The 18,118-nt window shown below is 41.2% G+C and carries 21 protein-coding genes; 9 read left to right on the forward strand and 12 right to left on the reverse strand.

The genetic code is table 11. From position 1 onward, the window contains the following. The first annotated feature begins 51 nt into the window (after positions 1 to 51). On the forward strand, positions 52 to 882 hold the full coding sequence (locus AABK37_RS14805; RefSeq protein ID WP_432552324.1) for a response regulator transcription factor: 831 nt from the start codon (positions 52 to 54) through the stop codon (positions 880 to 882). Here the strand turns inward: AABK37_RS14805 and AABK37_RS14810 are convergent. Then, on the reverse strand, positions 879 to 1,115 hold the full coding sequence (locus AABK37_RS14810) for a DUF3082 domain-containing protein (protein WP_432552355.1): 237 nt from the start codon (positions 1,113 to 1,115) through the stop codon (positions 879 to 881). The genes AABK37_RS14805 and AABK37_RS14810 overlap by 4 nt on opposite strands. On the opposite strand from AABK37_RS14810, the gene AABK37_RS14815 reads away from it, so the two are divergent. Further along, the gene (locus AABK37_RS14815; RefSeq protein WP_432552358.1) at positions 1,015 to 1,344 is read left to right on the forward strand and encodes a hypothetical protein; all 330 of its coding nucleotides are present in this window, start codon (positions 1,015 to 1,017) and stop codon (positions 1,342 to 1,344) included. The genes AABK37_RS14810 and AABK37_RS14815 overlap by 101 nt on opposite strands. Here the strand turns inward: AABK37_RS14815 and AABK37_RS14820 are convergent. The 3 genes from AABK37_RS14820 to rsmA all read right to left on the reverse strand — a co-directional run bounded on the left by AABK37_RS14820 (position 1,334) and on the right by rsmA (position 4,148). Further along, a complete protein-coding gene (locus AABK37_RS14820; RefSeq protein ID WP_432552325.1) occupies positions 1,334 to 2,119 on the reverse strand; it encodes a DUF4058 family protein in 786 nt (261 codons plus the stop codon). The two genes, AABK37_RS14815 and AABK37_RS14820, sit on opposite strands and share 11 nt — an antisense overlap. Positions 2,120 to 2,257: 138 nt before the next feature. Further along, positions 2,258 to 3,199, reverse strand: a complete 942-nt coding sequence (ispE, locus tag AABK37_RS14825; protein ID WP_432552356.1) for a 4-(cytidine 5'-diphospho)-2-C-methyl-D-erythritol kinase — start codon at positions 3,197 to 3,199, stop codon at positions 2,258 to 2,260. 82 nt (positions 3,200 to 3,281) lie between these two features. Beyond that, positions 3,282 to 4,148 carry a 16S rRNA (adenine(1518)-N(6)/adenine(1519)-N(6))-dimethyltransferase RsmA gene (gene rsmA / locus AABK37_RS14830; RefSeq protein WP_432552326.1) on the reverse strand — a complete coding sequence of 289 codons (867 nt, stop codon included), beginning with the start codon at positions 4,146 to 4,148 and terminating at the stop codon, positions 3,282 to 3,284. A 284-nt stretch (positions 4,149 to 4,432) separates the two neighbouring features. Here rsmA and AABK37_RS14835 point away from each other — a divergent pair, with 284 nt between their 5' ends. After that, positions 4,433 to 5,011 (forward strand): Uma2 family endonuclease, encoded by a 579-nt coding sequence (locus tag AABK37_RS14835; RefSeq protein WP_432552327.1) that lies wholly within the window; start codon positions 4,433 to 4,435, stop codon positions 5,009 to 5,011. An 89-nt stretch (positions 5,012 to 5,100) separates the two neighbouring features. Here the strand turns inward: AABK37_RS14835 and AABK37_RS14840 are convergent, their stop codons facing one another. Then, the gene (locus tag AABK37_RS14840) at positions 5,101 to 8,505 is read right to left on the reverse strand and encodes a PAS domain S-box protein (RefSeq protein WP_432552328.1); all 3,405 of its coding nucleotides are present in this window, start codon (positions 8,503 to 8,505) and stop codon (positions 5,101 to 5,103) included. Positions 8,506 to 8,553: 48 nt separating this feature from the next. Here AABK37_RS14840 and AABK37_RS14845 point away from each other — a divergent pair, with 48 nt between their 5' ends. After that, positions 8,554 to 9,420: a sporulation/spore germination protein gene (locus AABK37_RS14845; RefSeq protein WP_432552329.1), complete on the forward strand. Its 867-nt coding sequence runs from the start codon at positions 8,554 to 8,556 to the stop codon at positions 9,418 to 9,420. A 779-nt stretch (positions 9,421 to 10,199) separates the two neighbouring features. After that, on the forward strand, positions 10,200 to 11,864 hold the full coding sequence (locus tag AABK37_RS14850) for an MBL fold metallo-hydrolase (RefSeq protein WP_432552330.1): 1,665 nt from the start codon (positions 10,200 to 10,202) through the stop codon (positions 11,862 to 11,864). Here AABK37_RS14850 and AABK37_RS14855 read toward each other — a convergent pair. Together AABK37_RS14855 and AABK37_RS14860 are read right to left on the reverse strand one after the other, a co-directional pair. Further along, the gene (locus tag AABK37_RS14855) at positions 11,861 to 11,989 is read right to left on the reverse strand and encodes a histidine kinase (protein WP_432552331.1); all 129 of its coding nucleotides are present in this window, start codon (positions 11,987 to 11,989) and stop codon (positions 11,861 to 11,863) included. The two genes, AABK37_RS14850 and AABK37_RS14855, sit on opposite strands and share 4 nt — an antisense overlap. A 21-nt stretch (positions 11,990 to 12,010) precedes the next feature. Next, a complete protein-coding gene (locus AABK37_RS14860; RefSeq protein WP_039738032.1) occupies positions 12,011 to 12,322 on the reverse strand; it encodes a DUF6679 family protein in 312 nt (103 codons plus the stop codon). A gap of 401 nt (positions 12,323 to 12,723) precedes the next feature. On the opposite strand from AABK37_RS14860, the gene AABK37_RS14865 reads away from it, so the two are divergent. Then, a complete protein-coding gene (locus AABK37_RS14865; protein WP_432552359.1) occupies positions 12,724 to 13,122 on the forward strand; it encodes a hypothetical protein in 399 nt (132 codons plus the stop codon). On the opposite strand, the gene AABK37_RS14870 is transcribed toward AABK37_RS14865, so the two are convergent. The 3 genes from AABK37_RS14870 to AABK37_RS14880 form a co-directional block, all read right to left on the reverse strand. Further along, positions 13,058 to 13,276, reverse strand: coding sequence for a hypothetical protein (locus AABK37_RS14870; protein ID WP_039738030.1), 219 nt, complete (start codon positions 13,274 to 13,276; stop codon positions 13,058 to 13,060). The two genes, AABK37_RS14865 and AABK37_RS14870, sit on opposite strands and share 65 nt — an antisense overlap. Before the next feature lie 278 nt (positions 13,277 to 13,554). Beyond that, on the reverse strand, positions 13,555 to 14,364 hold the full coding sequence (locus AABK37_RS14875) for a Nif3-like dinuclear metal center hexameric protein (RefSeq protein ID WP_432552332.1): 810 nt from the start codon (positions 14,362 to 14,364) through the stop codon (positions 13,555 to 13,557). A 55-nt stretch (positions 14,365 to 14,419) separates the two neighbouring features. Next, positions 14,420 to 14,560 (reverse strand): hypothetical protein, encoded by a 141-nt coding sequence (locus AABK37_RS14880; RefSeq protein ID WP_432552333.1) that lies wholly within the window; start codon positions 14,558 to 14,560, stop codon positions 14,420 to 14,422. 252 nt (positions 14,561 to 14,812) lie between these two features. Here AABK37_RS14880 and AABK37_RS14885 point away from each other — a divergent pair, with 252 nt between their 5' ends. From AABK37_RS14885 to AABK37_RS14895, 3 genes are all read left to right on the forward strand, one after another. Then, entirely contained in the window at positions 14,813 to 15,109 is a 297-nt protein-coding gene (locus AABK37_RS14885) for a hypothetical protein (RefSeq protein WP_432552334.1), read from the forward strand. A gap of 15 nt (positions 15,110 to 15,124) precedes the next feature. Beyond that, the gene (locus AABK37_RS14890; RefSeq protein WP_432552335.1) at positions 15,125 to 15,838 is read left to right on the forward strand and encodes a helix-turn-helix transcriptional regulator; all 714 of its coding nucleotides are present in this window, start codon (positions 15,125 to 15,127) and stop codon (positions 15,836 to 15,838) included. Between the two features lie 98 nt (positions 15,839 to 15,936). After that, positions 15,937 to 16,278, forward strand: a complete 342-nt coding sequence (locus AABK37_RS14895) for a hypothetical protein (RefSeq protein ID WP_432552336.1) — start codon at positions 15,937 to 15,939, stop codon at positions 16,276 to 16,278. A gap of 259 nt (positions 16,279 to 16,537) precedes the next feature. Here AABK37_RS14895 and AABK37_RS14900 read toward each other — a convergent pair whose 3' ends face one another. Further along, positions 16,538 to 16,705 (reverse strand): hypothetical protein, encoded by a 168-nt coding sequence (locus tag AABK37_RS14900; protein WP_432552337.1) that lies wholly within the window; start codon positions 16,703 to 16,705, stop codon positions 16,538 to 16,540. Further along, positions 16,678 to 16,791 carry a DUF4351 domain-containing protein gene (locus tag AABK37_RS14905; RefSeq protein WP_432552338.1) on the reverse strand — a complete coding sequence of 38 codons (114 nt, stop codon included), beginning with the start codon at positions 16,789 to 16,791 and terminating at the stop codon, positions 16,678 to 16,680. Before AABK37_RS14905 ends, AABK37_RS14900 begins: the two co-directional genes overlap by 28 nt. Between the last annotated feature and the right edge of the window lie 1,327 nt (positions 16,792 to 18,118).

Genomic DNA, 18,118 nt, shown 5'->3' on the forward strand with positions numbered 1-18,118 from the left:
GGCATCAAGAAAGAGTGTTTATTTTCTACTAAAAATTGTGGTAATTTAATCATGATGCAACAATCAGCGAAAAAAATTCTCGTAATTGAAGATAATGCAATCACCCGCAATCTCTTCTTAGATAGTCTGGAAGCTGAAGGTTTTGATACTATAGCTGCTCATAACGGTGCTACTGGCATCCAGCAAGCACAAGAGCATTCACCGGACTTGATAATTTGTGATATTATGATGCCGGATATGGATGGTTATGCGGTTCTGGCTGCGCTACGCATTGAGCCGATAACAGCGATTATTCCCTTCATTTTTCTGACTGGCAGCAACACCACAGAAGATGTCCGTAAAGGCATGGAATTGGGCGCAGATGACTATCTTACCAAACCGTGTACAGTAGAGCAATTGCTCAGAGCGATCGCCACCCGATTAGAAAAGCAAAATCAGCTTCGCTACTGGTGTGCGATCAATTCTCATCAAATGTCAGCTTCGTTACCGACACCAAAGACTTCAACCGAAGAACCTCTTGAGTTCAGCTTTCCATCAATTCCTCAACTCAAAGAAGTTTTTGATTATATCGAAGCTCATTATCAAGAAGGAATTACTTTGTGTGATGTCGCTCAAGCAGTTGGTTATTCCTCCGCTTACTTAACTAATCGAGTTGCAAAGAAGACGGGTGACACCGTAAATACTTGGATTGTGAAGCGCAGAATGGCAGAAGCACGTAATTTACTTCAAAATAGTGACCAAAGTATCGAGCAAATTGCTACAAATCTCGGCTACCAGAATGCATGTCACTTTTCCCGTCAGTTCCGTCAACACAACGACATACCTCCCCAAAGCTGGCGGAAAAAGCATCAATTTATACCGCAAAATGTCGGCGCAGTTTAACTTTTTTGTCTCAACTGCTGTAGCAGTAATTGTATTCCTAAAGCGAACAAACCAAGAGCGACGATCGCAAATACCCCTGTTCCTAAAGTGACTGCACCTAGAACTAAGGTACGCACTGCGGAGGAGATTCTAATGGTTAATTGGTTTTGTGAATGGATGGGGTTCGTGGCGAAACTGATAGCGATCGCATTTAATAAAGAGTATGATGCGATCGCAAGTCCTCCAGAAATTATCGATCCAGTTAAACAGCGTAATGGAGTCGCTGTATTTTTTGGCTTTTCTGATTGTTCAATTAAATTTGGGTCACTCATAAAATTGGGAATTGGGAATTGGGAATTGGGCAAGGAGACAGGGAGACAAGGGGACAAGGAGGACAAGGGGACAAGGGGGACAGGAGACAATGAGAATAATTCTTTCCCCCACTCTCCCCATCCCCCCCTCTTTCCCTCTCCTATTCCCTAGTCCCTTGTAAAAGTGTATCAGCCCATGCTTTATCCTCTGCTTTTAGTGGTGGTATTGGCTCTTGATTGTAATCAATAGTTAAATAAAATCTGGCACGCGCATATATTCGATTTAATAAAGGTTGCAAATCTAAAATCACTTTTCTATCTCCTGACTGCAAAGGTAACACGAAAGTAGGAATTTTTTCGCGAACGCTAAAGCCGTATAATTTAGCTTGAGGGCGAGTTTCACTTTGACTAACAACTATGCGATAATCTGTTGCTGGCACTTCTCCTAGTAAAGACATTTGCCGACCACTTCTGAGTAAATCAATTTCTACTAAATGCGTCAGACTGGCTAAAACTTGTTTTCGCTTTCGTTCATAAACTTTTCTTCCTTCACCTGCTTGTTTGTTTTTAGGTGAGAGAATTTCAATTGTTGTCACAACAAATCCCGTGTCTATCTCTCGAATTTCTAAGTAACTTTCTGTGACATTTTCTGGTATGGGTATTGTCACCGTTACCCCATCTGTGGTAGAAACTTGTGTAGCTTGTACTGTTGATGAATGCTCTTTCTGATTTGATTGTTGAGAAAAAATAGTCACATCAGGAATACCTACCAAGATAGAATGCTCTTCATCACTTAAATAAGTACGCTGCTCAATCGCAACTCGATATTGAGAAGGTATGTTTGGCTCAATTTCGTCGGCTATGATTGCGATTAACCGATGATGTACTTCTGACCAAAATACGGGATTTTCCAGATAAGGATTCATCCCTGGAAATGGAGAATTCATAAGCTGTGATGCTTTTAATTTTCTCGTTGAGGCAGAGAGGGGAGGGGGGGAGAGGGAGAGGGGGAGAAAGTTTGAAGCTTTAGTTCCAAATTTTAAGCATTGCAAATTGTAAGCGCAACAGCTTACGACTACGTTTTGCTAGGATACTATCTGAATTCCATGTGCGATCGCTTTAGTTACAAACAATTCTAAATCTTCGTTCTTCGTCGCTGTTTTCACTTGCAGCTTAACTTGTTCTGCGTGTTCTTGAGACTCACACAGCGCAAATACACTTGGTCCAGAACCAGACATCATTGTACCCAAAACTCCGGCATTGGCAAAAGTTTCTCGCAACTGCAATACTTGCGGATAAGCTGGTAATACTACCTTTTCTAAATCATTATGCAGTTTTTGGGCGATTTCTTTGACATCTTGATGCAGAATAGCTTTTACCATTTCTCCTGAATGTACTGCTGACGCACGAATTGCCAAATTATCGCTACCTCTAATGTAAGAATCACCAAACTCAGCGCGATACGTTTTATAAGCCCAAGGAGTAGAAACTTCTAAGCTTTTGAATTTACCCAATACTATATATATATTATTTAAACTTGGCAGGGGAGAAAGTTGTTCACCTCTACCTGTAGCGATCGCTGTTCCACCCGCAACGCAGAATGGTACATCTGAACCTAAAGTTGCTCCCAGTTCTTCTAATTCTGACCGAGTTAGTCCCAACTTCCACAATAAATCTATTCCTACCAAAACCGCTGCTGCATTCGTCGAACCCCCAGCTAAACCCGCAGCTACAGGAATGCGCTTGGTGATGTTGATTTCTACACCTCCGTATTTAGCAAAGGTGTTAGGAAATTCCGTTGCCATTAATTCGGCTGCTAGGTATGCTAGGTTACTTCGGTCTGTCGGTACTTGCGGATGGTTGCAGTGAACGCGAATCGTGTCAGTGCTGATGGAATGCAACTCAATTTCGTCTGCCAAGTCGATACTTTGGAGTATCATAGCTAACTCATGGTAGTTATCAGAGCGATCGCCTATGATTTCCAAGTATAAGTTGATTTTAGCCGGAGCAATTAAGGTGTAATGCATGTTGAGAGTGGGGAGTGGGGGAGTGGGGGAGTGGGGGAGTGGGGGAGTGGGGAGTTGGGAGTTTATCTTGATTTTTAATTCTTCACTCCTCACTCCTAACTTGTAACTCCTCACTCTTAACTTGTAACTCTTCACTTTTAACTTGTAACTGATTTGCCAGTGCTACCCATTGAGAGACGCTAAGTTCTTCAGCACGAGCTTGAGGATTTATTTCTAATTTTTCTAGTAATTGTGTCAGGCTGGTGCGTTCTACAATCGACTGCAAATTATTTCTTAACATTTTGCGCTTTTCTCCAAATCCTAACTTTACCAAAGTTTCCAATCGTCGCGGGTCATTTGCTGGTAATTCTATTTGGTAGGGAATTAAGCGCACAACTGCTGAATCTACTTTCGGGGGTGGGGAAAATGCAGCTGCGGGTACTGGACAAATTAACTTACACTCAGCTAAATATTGTACTCGCACGCTTAATGCTCCAAAGGCTTTTGAGCCTGGTTTAGCATATAATCTTTCTGCTACTTCTTTTTGTACTAGTAGTACTATTGAATCAAAAGGTTGAGAATTTGGTTTGGCGATGGTACCAAGTAGCTTTTCTATAATAGGTCCGGTGATGTTGTAAGGAATATTAGCAACAACTTTATTTGGGTTTTGAAAAGCTTCAAAAGCTGCCAGATGAGATGGTAAATCTAAAGTGAGAAAATCTCCTTGCAGAAGTAAGAAATTATCACTTTTACCGAGTTGCTTGACTAATAATTTGCACAAGTCGCGGTCAATTTCTACTGCGACTAAAGATTTGACGTTTGGTAATAAACGACGAGTGAGAATGCCGGTACCAGGTCCAATTTCCAGAACGCGATCGCTTTGGTTACATTCAGCTGCTTCTACTATCGCACTTAGTGCTTTTTCACTTTTTAGCCAATGCTGGGCAAAGTTCTTGCGCGGTCGTATCATCTATATTGCCTCCTAAATTCAATGTTTTAGCCTTTGCCTGATTTATTGACTTTTTAAATATAATATGATATTGAAGATGAAATTATCGGGTTTGTGAGAATAATAGGACTTACACAAAATACCTCTGTAACTCTTATTTCTTCTCCTTCGGAGACGCGAAGCGCGAACGTGTACTTCGTCTCTTCGTGGTTCGTTTTTCCGTGACTTGTGCGTAAGTCCTGAATAAAAGCGATCGCTTAATTATCCACTCTTCGATGCACCTTTGAACTCAAAGCCTCAATACCATGACAGCCATTACTGTAAACTTCAACTCCATCATTACACTCACAGACGACGACTTTTATCAACTATGTCGGAAAAACCCTGATATCAAATTTGAACGCAATGCCAAAGGAGAATTACTTATAATGTCACCGACTGGAGGAAAAACAGGAAACTGTAACTCAGAAATTAATGCAGATTTTGCGATTTGGAATCGACAAACAAAACTTGGAGTCTGCTTTGATTCTTCCACCTGCTTTAAACTACCCAACGGTGCAAATCGTTCCCCCGATATTTCTTGGATACGACAAGATAGATGGGATGCACTTACCCCAGTACAGCAAGAAAAATTTCCGCCAATTGCCCCAGATTTCGTTTTAGAGTTAATCGGGGCAACTGATAGATTGCAAGAAACACAATCTAAAATGCAAGAATATATAGATAACCAAGTAAAGCTTGGCTGGCTAATTAACCGCAAAGCACGTCAAGTTGAAATTTATCGAACTGGACAACCAATAGAAATACTCGATTCTCCAAAAACATTATCAGGAGAAGATGTTTTACCAGGTTTTATTCTAGATATGCAAATAGTCTGGAATTAAATTAAATATAACGTAGTAAGGGCTGAAGCCCTTAAAATCCTTTTGAGCGGTTTACCGCTCACTACTTTCCCCTTTCCCCCTCTTTTTCATTAGCAGGTTTTTACCTGAGTAACAGGAATCTCAATTACAAATTCTGCACCTTGTCCAAGTATTGAGTGACAAGATAATTTCCCACCATGTTTATCTACCACAATTTGATAACTTATAGATAGTCCTAATCCTGTACCTTTACCTACATCTTTCGTGGTAAAGAAAGGGTCAAATAGCTTTGAAAGTATTTCTGGTGGAATGCCTTGACCATTATCGGCGATTCTGATTGCTATCCAGTTGCCATTAACGACTTCAGTACTAATGCAAATCTGTGGATTAATTTTTTGTTCTTTGTTCTTGACAAATGACTCTTCTAACGCATCTATAGAATTGGCAAAGATATTCATAAATACCTGATTTAGTTGACCGGGATAGCACTCAACAGAGGGAAGTTTGCCATACTCTTTAATAACCGAGATTTCTGGATGTTCTGGTTTAGCTTTCAGACGGTTGTGCAAAATCATCAGCGTACTTTCGATTCCCTCATGGATGTTTACTCGCTTAAATTCAGCTTCATCCAGACGAGAAAAATTCCGCAGTGACAAAACGATTTCACGGATGCGCTCAGTTCCGACTCGCATCGACTGAAGAAGTTTCATTAAGTCTTGTTTGATAAAATCAAGGTCAATGTCTTCGATTTTTTCTTCAATTTCTTCTGGGGGATTGGGGTAGTATTGTTGATAAAGTTCCACTAGTCGCAGCAAATCTTGGGAGTATTCACAGGCAGGAGTCAGATTAGCATGAATAAAGTTAACCGGATTGTTAATTTCATGAGCGACACCTGCAACCATATTACCTAACGAAGACATTTTTTCACTTTGGATGAGTTTAGCTTGGGTGCGTTGCAATTTGTTTAGAGTATTTTCTAAATACTCAGTCTGTTGTTGCAATTGAATTTCGGCTTCTTTACGAACGGTGATATCAGTTGCCACACCAAGAAGTTGTTTTACTTTACCGTCAGCATTACGGCTGAAAGACGTGTCTCGACTGTAAACCCAGTGCCATTTTCCATGCACATCTTTCATGCGGTACTCAATCTCAAAAATCTTGCCATCAACAGCGGTGGGAAATTTTTGGTGGTAGGTTATGACTTTTTCCCAATCGTCTGGATGAAGAGTATTGGAAAGAAATTCTGCTCCCATTTCTTGAACTTCTTCAATTGAGTAGCCGAGAATTTCAGCTATTTCATGATTCGCGTATATATTGCGCTGTTCTTCTAAGTCGTAGATATAAATAGTATTAGGAATCGAGTCAGTAATACGTTGAATGAAATGCTGACTGGCTTTAAGTGCAACTTCTGCTTTTTTCCGCTCCGTAATATAAAAAGTTGTTCCTACCAAACGATAAATTCGACCTTCACTGTCTTTGAGAGGATTCAATGTAGTTAGTAACCAATTTTCTTGACCGCGTAAAGTTAAGCATTCTTCAAAAGAAATAGCAACGCCTGCAACGAGGCAAGTGTTACATTTATGATGTATTTCTGCGGCTTTAGTCGCACCAAAAATTTCTGCCAAGTTTTTACCAACTACCTCAGCGCTACGCATACCCGTTGCTTTTTCTGCGTTTAAGTTGTAACCCCCAGAACGAAATTCGCCATTTTCTAGAACGTCGATGACAAATATAGAGCATTCAACTCCATCGTATATACTGCGTAAAAATTGTTCCTTTTCTTGCAGTTGAGCTTCTGCTTTTTGGCGATCGCGAATATCGCGAGTAATTGTTGCCATACACAATGGTTCACCAGTCTCAGGATTTTTAATGAGAAAAGTGTTGCAATCAACTGGAATCGGTTCTTCAGTTTGGAAATGTCGGAAGCGATATTCACTCTGCCACAAACCATCTTCTATCACCGCAGGTATGATGCATTGCTGCAAATATTCTCTGTCTTCTGGTAAAAATAATTCTTCGATCTTGATACTTTTGACAGCTTCTAAGCTATCAATACCAACTAATTTTCTTCCTGCTTCGTTAATGAACAGCGGATGTCCTTCTAAGGTGCCGATACCAATAAAATCATTACTATTTTCAATTAGTGAGACAAACATTTGCCGTTCTTGTTCGGTTCGCTTGCGTTCTGTGATATTAGTTGCCGTGATAATGAGTTTATAAATTTGTGAGTTACTGTCTTTTAGAGGTGTGACATTCAACAGCCACCATGTAGTTTCACCTTCAATAGAGAAATGTTCTTCAAATAAAGTGCTTTTGCCAGACTTGACACATTCGCTGTAACGCTGACGATAAAGATTTGCCATTTCGGTAGGTAGTGCTTCAGCGATGGTTTTCCCTAGAAGATGAGACATCGGTACGGGACTAGTTTTTGCCATCGCTGGATTAAAGTTGATATAGCGAAACTCTGCACCATCATCCAAAACTTCCATAACAAAGATGCCATAGTCTACACCTTCCCAAATGCTTTGTAGAAACTGTGCTTGCTGTTGAAGTTGTTGTTCTGCTTTTGAGCGATCGCGTAACGCAATTTGCTCTTCGCTGACATTTCTGACAATCAAAATGATATTATTATTGACAAAGGGAACGAGCCGCGCTTCGTAGTATTCTTCACCGTTGGGCATTAATAGCGAATACTCTACACTTACCAAAGATGAAGTTTCTTGAACTTGGACAATTGCTTGCTGCATCTTTTGTGCAACTTCTGGAGGAAGAACTTCCACCATCCGCTTTTCTAAAAATACCTCTGGTGGAACATACAATTCGCTATTTTGAGAGCTAGCTTTATAATCTAAAATAGTGCTATCGGCAGCCAACCGAAAGAATAAGTCAGGAAAGGCATTAAGCATAGCCTCTAATTCTGAAGTTTTCTCATGTAAGGCTGCTGTACGTTCCTGGAATTTAACTTCTAACTCTTCATTCAACAGTTGCAGCGCTATTTCTGCTTGTTTGCGATCGCGCAGCGCTGCTTGCAGTTCGCTAACATCAATTATGCAGCCATCCCAAAGAATCGAGCCATCTGATTGTGGTTCTGGTTTAGAAATTCCTTTCAACCATTTTTGCTTCCCAGAAGGTGTGATAGTTAGCCACTCATATTCCCAGTTTTCTAAGGTTTGAGTGGAAATGGCAATTGTTTCCTGTAACCCAGGAAGGTCTCTAGGATGAACCACTTCAAATAACAACTGTGGATTTTCGTACACTTGTGAAGGTTCCAATTCATAAAGTTCTCGACATCCAGAAGAAACATAAGGAAACGATATAGTGCCATCGGGGAAAAGCTGAAATTGATAAATTACCCCTGGTACATTGTCTGCCAAGCGTGCAAACCAGGCTTCGCTTTTACATACAGTTACTTCTTTTTGCGACTGCAACGTCCAAACCATCTGACGCAGTTCTACCAATTCTTGTTGAAGAGATTCATAAGTATTTTTATCTACGGTGATGGAATTGCAAGTCATAATCAAAGTCAATTGCTAACTAGGGGTTTGAAGTAGACTTCAGTATGTATGTTTCCCTATTTAGCTTGTGAAAATAACATTGTCGCGATGACGGAAGCGATGGCGCGTATGTTGCCCAGCCTGGTCTTTCTGACCAGGCTGCACCCGAACTTCGTTCGGGTGGAGAGGTGCTTTGCACCTCTCGGCAACAGCGATCGCGAAGCGATCGCCTTGATTTCCACCAAAATTAACTCATACCATTTATCGATAATTTATGCGGATTTTATACCACCCACACTGAAGTTGATAAAACAATCCAGCGACAAAATTATGAATACAAATAAAAAATATATTATCCCCTTTATTGTTGTAGCGATCGCCGCCAGCATCAGCAGTTGTAATTCTAACCAAGCTTCTCAAAATCTCGACCAAACGGCTACAGCAGCCACAACAACACCAAGCAACAGTCCTTCATCCCAAATTCCAACCCAGACTGAACTAAGAGCTAAATCGAGCGTCGAGCAGCCTTTTTCTACAGAACCCTTTACTGAAAATACCGCTTTGTCAACTTCTCAAGCTGCTACTGACAAGACTATTAACCTCACCCTATACACAAGTGACAGCGAATGTCAAGAACTTATTCCGAATACAGTTTCAGTGCCAGCATCAGAACCTGCAACGGGTATTGTGAGTAAAATCATAGAGCAACAAGATACAGGCGATTTTAATTTATCTGGTTATCGTGTAAGTGTCAAAAATCGTGTTGCCACCGTAGATTTACGAGTATCTCCTGATTCCAAACGGCAGTTAGTTTCTCTTTCCCATTGCGAACAGTTTGCTTTATTTGGCAGCCTCCGCAAAAGTTTGACAAGCAATGCTCAATTAAATATTAAACAGGTTCGCTTCACTGAAAGAGGTAAGAAAATTACTCTTTAATTGTCTCAATCAGATTGACATAAGCAATTACACAACAAACTGTCGTTAGTATCGGCTCATCAGTTCTCTGCACTTCATGCGCTGTCATTATAAATGCAGAAGTTGTCGTTACCAACATAAGTGCGATCGTTCTTAACATTCAAACAGTTCTTCGCAACATTTAATTTGTCGTTAAGACCGCTGTTATTAGACTTACGAGCAAAAATACGTAGGAGACCCTTCATGAATTGCCCCTACAAAACTTAGGTTTAAGTGCGATCGCATTCCTCCTCTATTCCCGGATAGATAGACACGTCAACCAAAAAGTTCTACAATCAGTTGTAATTGTGGTAATCTTACCTATTGCCCAATCGACCCAAACATAGTAAAAAATTTTGGTGATTCGGCTCAATTGCGCCGATCGCTCTATTAAGATCAAGACGTCTTTAGTAGAGGGCGACAAACAAATGGATGTAAAATTGATATTAGTTGGATTAACAGTTATCTTTACCGTTGCGTGCTTGTTTTTCGGCACGAAAAATGGCTTTTATGACTCAGACAACTACCACGGCAATGGATCGGCACATTAACAAACGCCCAGATCCCCTAGTTTGATGGGTTGTCATTATCCACGTTTTTCCGAACCAGCGCGGGTTCGGAGGCGTCCTCCCCAATTCCCTAATCCGCATTCGGGCAGCGACGCACTTAGGAACTTACCCCAAGGTCACAAGACCAAAAACCGCGTAAATCTAGGCTTTTGGGAAATGTGCAACAAATATGAGGTTTGAGGGGAAAAGACCATGAGTGAGGATCTGTCAGTATCCTCTCGCATTGATGCAGCCGAGGGGACGAATGAATTAGAATGTTTTCCCTATGGTGTCCACCATAAGGATGAAGGTGTCTGTTTATTGGTGCGGATGGGACCACACCGCATTCTGCTTGACTGTGGCTTAAAAGATATTTCCTCGCTGGTAAAGGGGCTGAAAAAGTCGGCAAAGCGAGGCAATTCGCCTTTACCAGCAGATTTAGTTTTGGTAAGTCACGCTCACCCAGATCATGCTAGCGGATTGCTAGCACTGCATGAGGCTTTTCCTCTATTACCGATTTACGCCAGCGAGGTGACAACCAAGTTACTACCGCTGAATTGGCAGGATCAAGAAAATAAGGAAATTCCCCAATTTTGTCAAGCGTTGCCGTTGCGATCGCCTGTAGAATTTAAAGATGGTCTAGTAGCAGAATTATACCCCGCAGGTCATCTACCCGGAGCGGTGGCGATTCTCCTCACCTACACCACCCAGCAACGCTCTTACAAATTACTATATACAGGTGACTTTTTCTTATCGAACTCGCGGCTGGTAGAAGGTTTGCGTTTAGAGGAATTGCGCGGATTAGAGTTAGATGTGCTAATTATTGAAGGCAGTTATGGCACATCGCGTCATCCGCACCGACGCAATCAAGAAAATCAACTAGCAGAACGAATTAATCGGGCGATCGCTGACCGTTCCTCCGTATTACTACTTACACCAGCATTAGGTCTAGGTCAAGAATTATTGATGCTGTTACGCAGCCATCACCATTTCACCGGACGCGACATAGATATCTGGGTTGATGGTACTGTCGCCACCGGATGCGATGCTTACTTAGAATTGTTACCCCACCTGCCCCCATCAGTACAAAACTTCGCCCGTCATCAACCGTTGTTTTGGGATGAACGAGTGCGTCCCCGCGTGCGTCGTTTGCAACCAGAATATCGTCACACTGTTGGTAACACTCCTTGTATTGTCCTCACCGACTCTACAACTGATTTGGATGAATACTGCCAACTAAATATGAATTCTTGGGTAATTCTCTCACCAGAAAAAACTCATATACAACTTAATAAAGCATACCCAGGACAAACTAGTGTCGAAACTTATCTTTTGGCACAGCATAGCGATGGTCCTGGTACCACCCAGCTAATTCATAATTTGCGACCGCAGCACGTCATTTTTGTCCACGGTTCCCCAGGTTATTTGGCAGACCTGACTAGTTTGGAAGAATTGCAAAATCGCTACCACGTACATTCGCCCCCCAGTGGTACATTAGTAGAATTGCCGATTGGCGATACATTTTTGCAACCAGCAGCCCCAGAGACTAATTATGAGGGTGAATTAACAGAATTGGGAACGGTAATCACAATTACCCTCCCCGATGCCGTTACCGCTGACCCTAGGTGGCAACAATTTGGCGATACTGGCTTAATCGAAGCGCGTTGGCAGGGAGAAGAACTCGTATTGCGGGGTTTGTCGCAACGAGAACTACTCAATCAAAATAGCGATCGCTTTATTTGGTCTGATGTCGATTGCTGCGGTACCTGTAGACATCAAAGGGGGCAGCGGTGTTGGAACCCCGCTTCCCCCCTGTATAACTTCAAGGTTACTCTTGAAGGTTACTGCCCTGCCTTTGAACGGTTAACTGAGAGTTAGTTGTTAGTTGTTGGGCAATGGGCAATGGGCAATGGGCAATGGGCAATGGGCAATGGGCATTGGCAATTACGAATTGAGAATGAGAGATTCTTTCCATACTCCATGCCCCATGCCCCATGCCCCATGCCCCACTACCCACTACCCACTTACTCTGGATTTGAGTCTGTGTAACGATTGCGGATGCGTTCAGCTTCTGGACAATCTTCAGTCATAAGAGGTTCGACATTACCACGGGGCACTGAAGCTAATTTTTGCGTTACAGCGCCAATACTTTCAAGGCGAACCATCTCTTCCCAAGAACAAATTTCGTCCTCTTCTTCTGTTTCATAGCGTAGGGTGACTAAATCTCCCTCTATGTCGAGGATGCGGGCGCGTTCAATCCAGCGTTGCTGGTCCCGCAAGAATACACATACCTCCCGCCCGTCGCAACACAGTTGATAAATCTTGCGGTGTAGCATGTACTGCTTCTGCCTTTTTAAACGACGTAGTTAAACCTGTCAACATCTGGGTTTTATCCCAATATATACTACCCTTAAGAAGCTAGTTTCACGGTTGGCGAACAAGTGCATATCTTGATCCAAACCGTCATATTTGATGATTGGATCGCATACAGCACAGGTTACTCCACCACTTCAACTCAATCTCTTTGGGGGTAACATTAGAAATGGCTACTTATATAGTAGAGACGCGATTGTGCAACGTCTGTACATAATTCGGGAGTTGTCCTGACAAGCGTGAGTATTTTTTGGTGAATACTTCTACCATTATGTAATAAATAATACTCCAAAACAAGTGGTAAGTGCGGTTGTTTAAGTTGCCTACTTGTAATCATTGGCATTTTTGCGAAGTCTTTACCCCTATGTATTTGATCTTAACTCATTCTCCTGTCACCTTAATGGTTTTAAACAACAACACCCCAAAGTTCTTTACTGCGTCTTTATCTTTTTCGGTGACACAAAGCAAGGCAGTCATTAAGGAGGACAAGGGGACAAGGGGACAAGGAGGGCAGGGGGGCAGGGGGGCAGGGGGGCAGGGGGGCAGGGATAAGGAGACTAGGAAGAAACTTACTTCTCTATCTCCCTTGTCTCCCTTGTCTCCCTTGTCTCCCCCTCCCCCCATCTCCCCATCCCCCCCTCTCCCCATCCCCCCCTCTCCCTTGTCTTCCCCCTCCCCCTCAAGAAAGTCTTCTTCTGTCAGCTTCGTTTGTATTGTGTGGGAAATTTCATTAATAAACTTGAGGAGGATGCCTCTCGTTTAATTTGACCGGCGCGAACTGCTTCATCTAGTGCTGCCAAGGCTGCTAAATCCTTTGAATCATAGCTTTTGGTAGCCAAAACTTGATGAAGTAGACCCTCGGATTCAACACTAAGACATCCAGTTTGGAAAGCAGATTCAATGAGTGCGCGAATCATTTTAATTAGGGCATACTTAGCAATGTGTTAGATACAGTTTGCAACATTTCCCTCTTCTGCTAATTGATATCAAACAGTAGTAAAGAGTGATTGTAGTTAGAGCATATGTGTGATTTAAATCACATAGCTTGAAATCAGCAAACTTCTTGCTATACCGCTAAATAAAGCTAAACTATACAATTTTCGCTTTTTTCTTCAATAAGAATACTAATTTTATCAGTTTAAAATCATACATTTTATCGAGAAAATAAACTACATGTAAAGTAAAAATATCTAGTTTAAGAAATCTTTACATTTGAGTAAAGAAAAAACTGACGGAAATCCTCATCCTTTTGACTCAACTGTACCCAGTCGAGGTTTAAAGCTTGGAATTTTTGCACTAAGCGATCGCACGCTGGGCGTTCGGTAGCGTAATGTCCGGCATCAATTAAAATGAGATTGCGATCGCGGCTTTCTTGAAATTGATGGAACTTACAGTCAGAAGTCAGATAAACTTGAGCGCCAGTTTTGACTACGGCTGAGATATAACTTGCTCCCGAACCCCCTAAAACAGCAACTCGCGAAATTATCTGCTGTAAATCAGCCGTGGGGGAAAAAATCACCTTTGGCGGAGCGAGTCGGGTTTGAATTGTCGCCAGTAAATCCTGTAAACTCAGAGATGGATTTAAAACACCAACGCGCCCATATCCTAAATTAGCTTGTGTGGGTACTATTGGCGTGACTTCTTGAAGTTGTAAAATTTGAGCTAAAACATCAGCAGTGCCATCATCAACTTGGTCAAAGTTAGTGTGAGCGCTGTAAATGCCGATATTGTGGGTAAAAGCTAACCGCACCATTTCGGCGATCGCTTCACCACTGCGTAAAGACTTCGGGGGACTAAAAATCAGCGGATGGTGGGCAAAAATGAGATTAGCACTTTTTGCGATCGCTTCCTCCATCACCGCTAAAGTAGGTGTCAAACAAACCAACACCCGTGCATTTTTCTGCAAAACTCCCGGTTCAATTTGCCACCCGCAATTATCCCAGCTTTCGCACCAAGCAGGATTTGCCCATTCTTCAAACCAAGAAATTAAATCAGCGATTTTCATAAAATGGATAGGGGTTGGTGGATAGTTGATAGTGGATAGGTATTTGTAGGGTGCGTTACGCATAACGCAACGGCAATAAAGCGGGAGGAATATCCACACCGCTTTTTGCCTCCCCTACTGGCACGACTTTTCTCCGTTCGTAGTCGATACCAAATTGCTTAAGATTGACAAATTTTTCAATCCTCAATATTACCACAAATTTTTTTTGCAATAGACATTATGAGCGATCGCCTTTTTTCTTCTCTAGCTTGAGAATACAGGTGAATGGTAAAGCGATCGCCCTTAATTTCTCAAACAAGTCATGCATACAGTTGCGATCAGCCGGAGGCTTGACGCTTTGCGTATCGCTACACCCAGTTTCCTATTGGTCAGGCACAGTTTATAATTTCCTTATTGATAATTTTTATTAGCTTTTCTCACAAGTCGAATTTATTGATGAGATATCTTGATGGAAACCCTGACATCCGAAGAATATGAAAACCTATTTCGAGAACATCTAGAAAAAACGGAGAAGGAACTTTTTAAATGCAATGGTTTTGACTATGCTGAGAAATCTAAAGATAGATTTACTACTGGTTTTTTTCTTGGTTTTGAACTACGTCCAGGACTTTTGCTTGATATTATAGACAAATATTATGAACGTGATTTAAGCTCATGGAATCATCATAATGAGCAACCTTTTCCTTTAATTTCTGATTTTCATCTTTCAGGTAATTTGCGAACAATTACTCCAGTAATTAAATAAATTCCAGATGATTATATGCAGTATGTTGGTAGAAATTATTTATTTTATTTACCAAACATAGATGAAATTGAGCAGCGTTTTGCTGGGGAGCATCGTTTAGATATAACTATATACATTTATCCTGATTGGCTGAGAAGTTTCAGCAAAAACTTTGAATTTCTACCTACCTCATTGCAATCTTTTTTAAAAGATGAATGTCCGCCGAGATTTCATCACACTGTTGGAGAAATCACTCCAGCAATGTTTGCTGTTTTACGACAAATGTTAGATGCTCCCTATCAGGGAATGATGAAGCGGATGTATTTAGAAAGTAAAGTGATTGAACTACTGGCGCTGCAATTTAATCAACTTTTGTATAAAGAACAGACAATTCACCTATTAGTTAATCTCAAACCAGCAGACGTTGATAAAATTTATCATGCTAGAGATATCTTAATCTATCGAGTAGATAATCCTCCCTCATTGCTTGATTTAGCAGAGATGGTTCATTTAGGAGAACGGAAGTTGCAACAAGGTTTTAAAGAAATTTTTGGGACTACTGTTTTTGGCTATTTACATGACTATCGCATGGAACAAGCAAAAATCATGCTAAGTGGGACACAAATGCAAGTAGCTGAAGTATCAAACGCTGTAGGTTATGCACATTTAGGTTATTTTGCTCAAGCTTTTAAGAAAAAATTTGGGATTACACCAAAAGAATGTCAACGTGGAAAAAAGCCGCTGAAGTGACAAAAAATTGCAGCTTTACAGATAGACACGGTTATTGAAACTCTGTAAGGTGACCTCAAGAGGTACTTGAGAATATCTGTCTATTGGTAGAGCTAGTTATGAGAAAATTACAGAGGGTACTTGCGGGTTCTAGCTATGTTAGTTTGCAATTGTGGGCGATCGCTTTAGTTTTACCAATGATGCAACCTGCTTGGGGAAATGAATTTCTGGGTATCAAGCAAGCTCAAAGAGGTTTTTCTACTAGTGCAGCTGATTTGTTAGCACAAGGCAATGTTGCAGTTACAGAAGTTACTGGCGTTAAAGTTAATTCAACTTCCACGGGGATTGAGGTAATTTTACAAACATCTAAAGCCCAGGCTTTGCAAGTTGTCAACAAAAGTGATGCCAACAGTTTTATTGCCGATTTCGGTGGAGTTTTAGTGTCTGCGGTAGGGAGTTAGGGTAGTAAGGGGATGAAGGGATTGGGGTTGAGTTTGGGGTTATTCTACATCGGCGATCGCCAGGGAGACTTAAACAACTCATTTGCTCTGCCTTTGTTATTTACGCACGGATGCTGCTATCTTCTACAATCAGGGTGGTTTTCGAGCCGCAGTCAATGTTAGGAATCTGTTTGACGTTGACTATTTTGAGACTTCCCAGAGCAGCCTGCGTGTTTTCCCAGGCGATCCGTTGACGGTGGTAGGAACGATTTCTTGGGAGTTATGATGGTAAATGATGCCAAGTCGATTGATAAATCATTAATAAAGAAATTTTAGTAGTCAACAGGCGATCGCTGTTTTTCTGAAATTTGGAGTTAGAGCGATCGCCTGAACAAAAACTATTGCCATCAAGGAAATTTCCTACGCAGTTTGATTGGACTCCAACCATTTTAGTAAATCGGCGATCGCCGTAAAATCCAATAAAGCCTCACCTAATGCTTCCAGCTGATAAAATTTCCTTCCACGGCGAATCATTATCGGCTCTTTCTATTTCCTCGGTCATTATGAAATAAGGGAACAGGTAACTCTTAACTCTTAACAGGAAACAGATTGATAATTGATAACTGTTAACTGTCAACCGTTAACACTTTATTTAAGGAGAATTTGCTCCTTTTAAAATTCGGGAATTACAGCAGATTGCAAGTTGGTGAGGTGCAAACTATTGTAAGGGCACAACATTGTTGTGCCCCTACTCGTGTACCTCATTTATAGGAAAGGCGATCGCTCTCCTCCAAGAGTTTGCAATCGCCTAAAATTACTCAGAGCCAGGGGTGATTTGACGTCGGCGCTCGCCAGGGAGACTTAAACAACTCATTTGCTCTGCCAAGTTATGTACGCACGAATGCTGCGTTTCTGCTATTTAGCACTTTCAATATGCCTTTTTGCTTACGGAAAACACCAAAATGAGTAAGTCAAATGCCTTTTTGAGTAAGTCAAAGTTGATTTTACTTGCGGAAAACACCAAAATGAGTAAGTCAAATGCCTTTTTGAGTAAGTCAAATGCCTTTTTGCTTACTCATTTGAGTAGATCGCGCACTCATTTCCATAGATTCAGTAAACAAAAAGCGCAATCGCTTCATAATTTAGGTAGATTGCGTACTCATTGAAGTACGCTCGTGAGAAGGCACTTATAGAACCCACGTTTAAAAACGTGGGACTTAGGCTGTGGACGCTTTGTATCTCGCGCTACGCATCTCGATACAAATCTTTTTATACTAGTGGGCTTTAGACCCACAACGCGCATTTTTTATTAATACTTCTTTCATAAGTGCCTTCTGCCCTCTGCCCTCTGCCTTTCTTTGTAACGAAAGCGTATTTCACTTTCACTTCCGAATAACTACAGCAGCGATACTATCTTGTTACCAAAACATTTGAAAAATTCAACAGCATCATCTGCTACCAAAGCCTGTTTTAACATGCTACTTACCAAAAAATCAAAATCCCAGAAAATGTTTTCTGGTAAGTTGTCCAAATAAGCCGAAATTATTCGCTTTCAACTATTTTTTAAAAATGTTATTAGTTGAATGTCATTAGTTTTTTCAGTAACTAAACTTACCAATTCCACAAAACTGGTAGCTAAAGTTTTCTACGGATTGAGAGACAACTGATTAATAGACTGCTGGGCAATGATTTCATCAAGAATACTGAAACTCTGAATTTGTGTCAGATTTTGCTTCATATAAATTTAAATAACTCCAGCAGTTTACAGTTTTATAAACTGCTGCACAAAGCAACAAACCTTAGTTTAATCGAGCAGTAGATAAGATGTAAATCAAACAGAAATAAACTTAACTTTTTAGTC

The organism is Tolypothrix sp. VBCCA 56010 (assembly GCF_050875635.1).
GTDB lineage: Bacteria > Cyanobacteriota > Cyanobacteriia > Cyanobacteriales > Nostocaceae > Hassallia.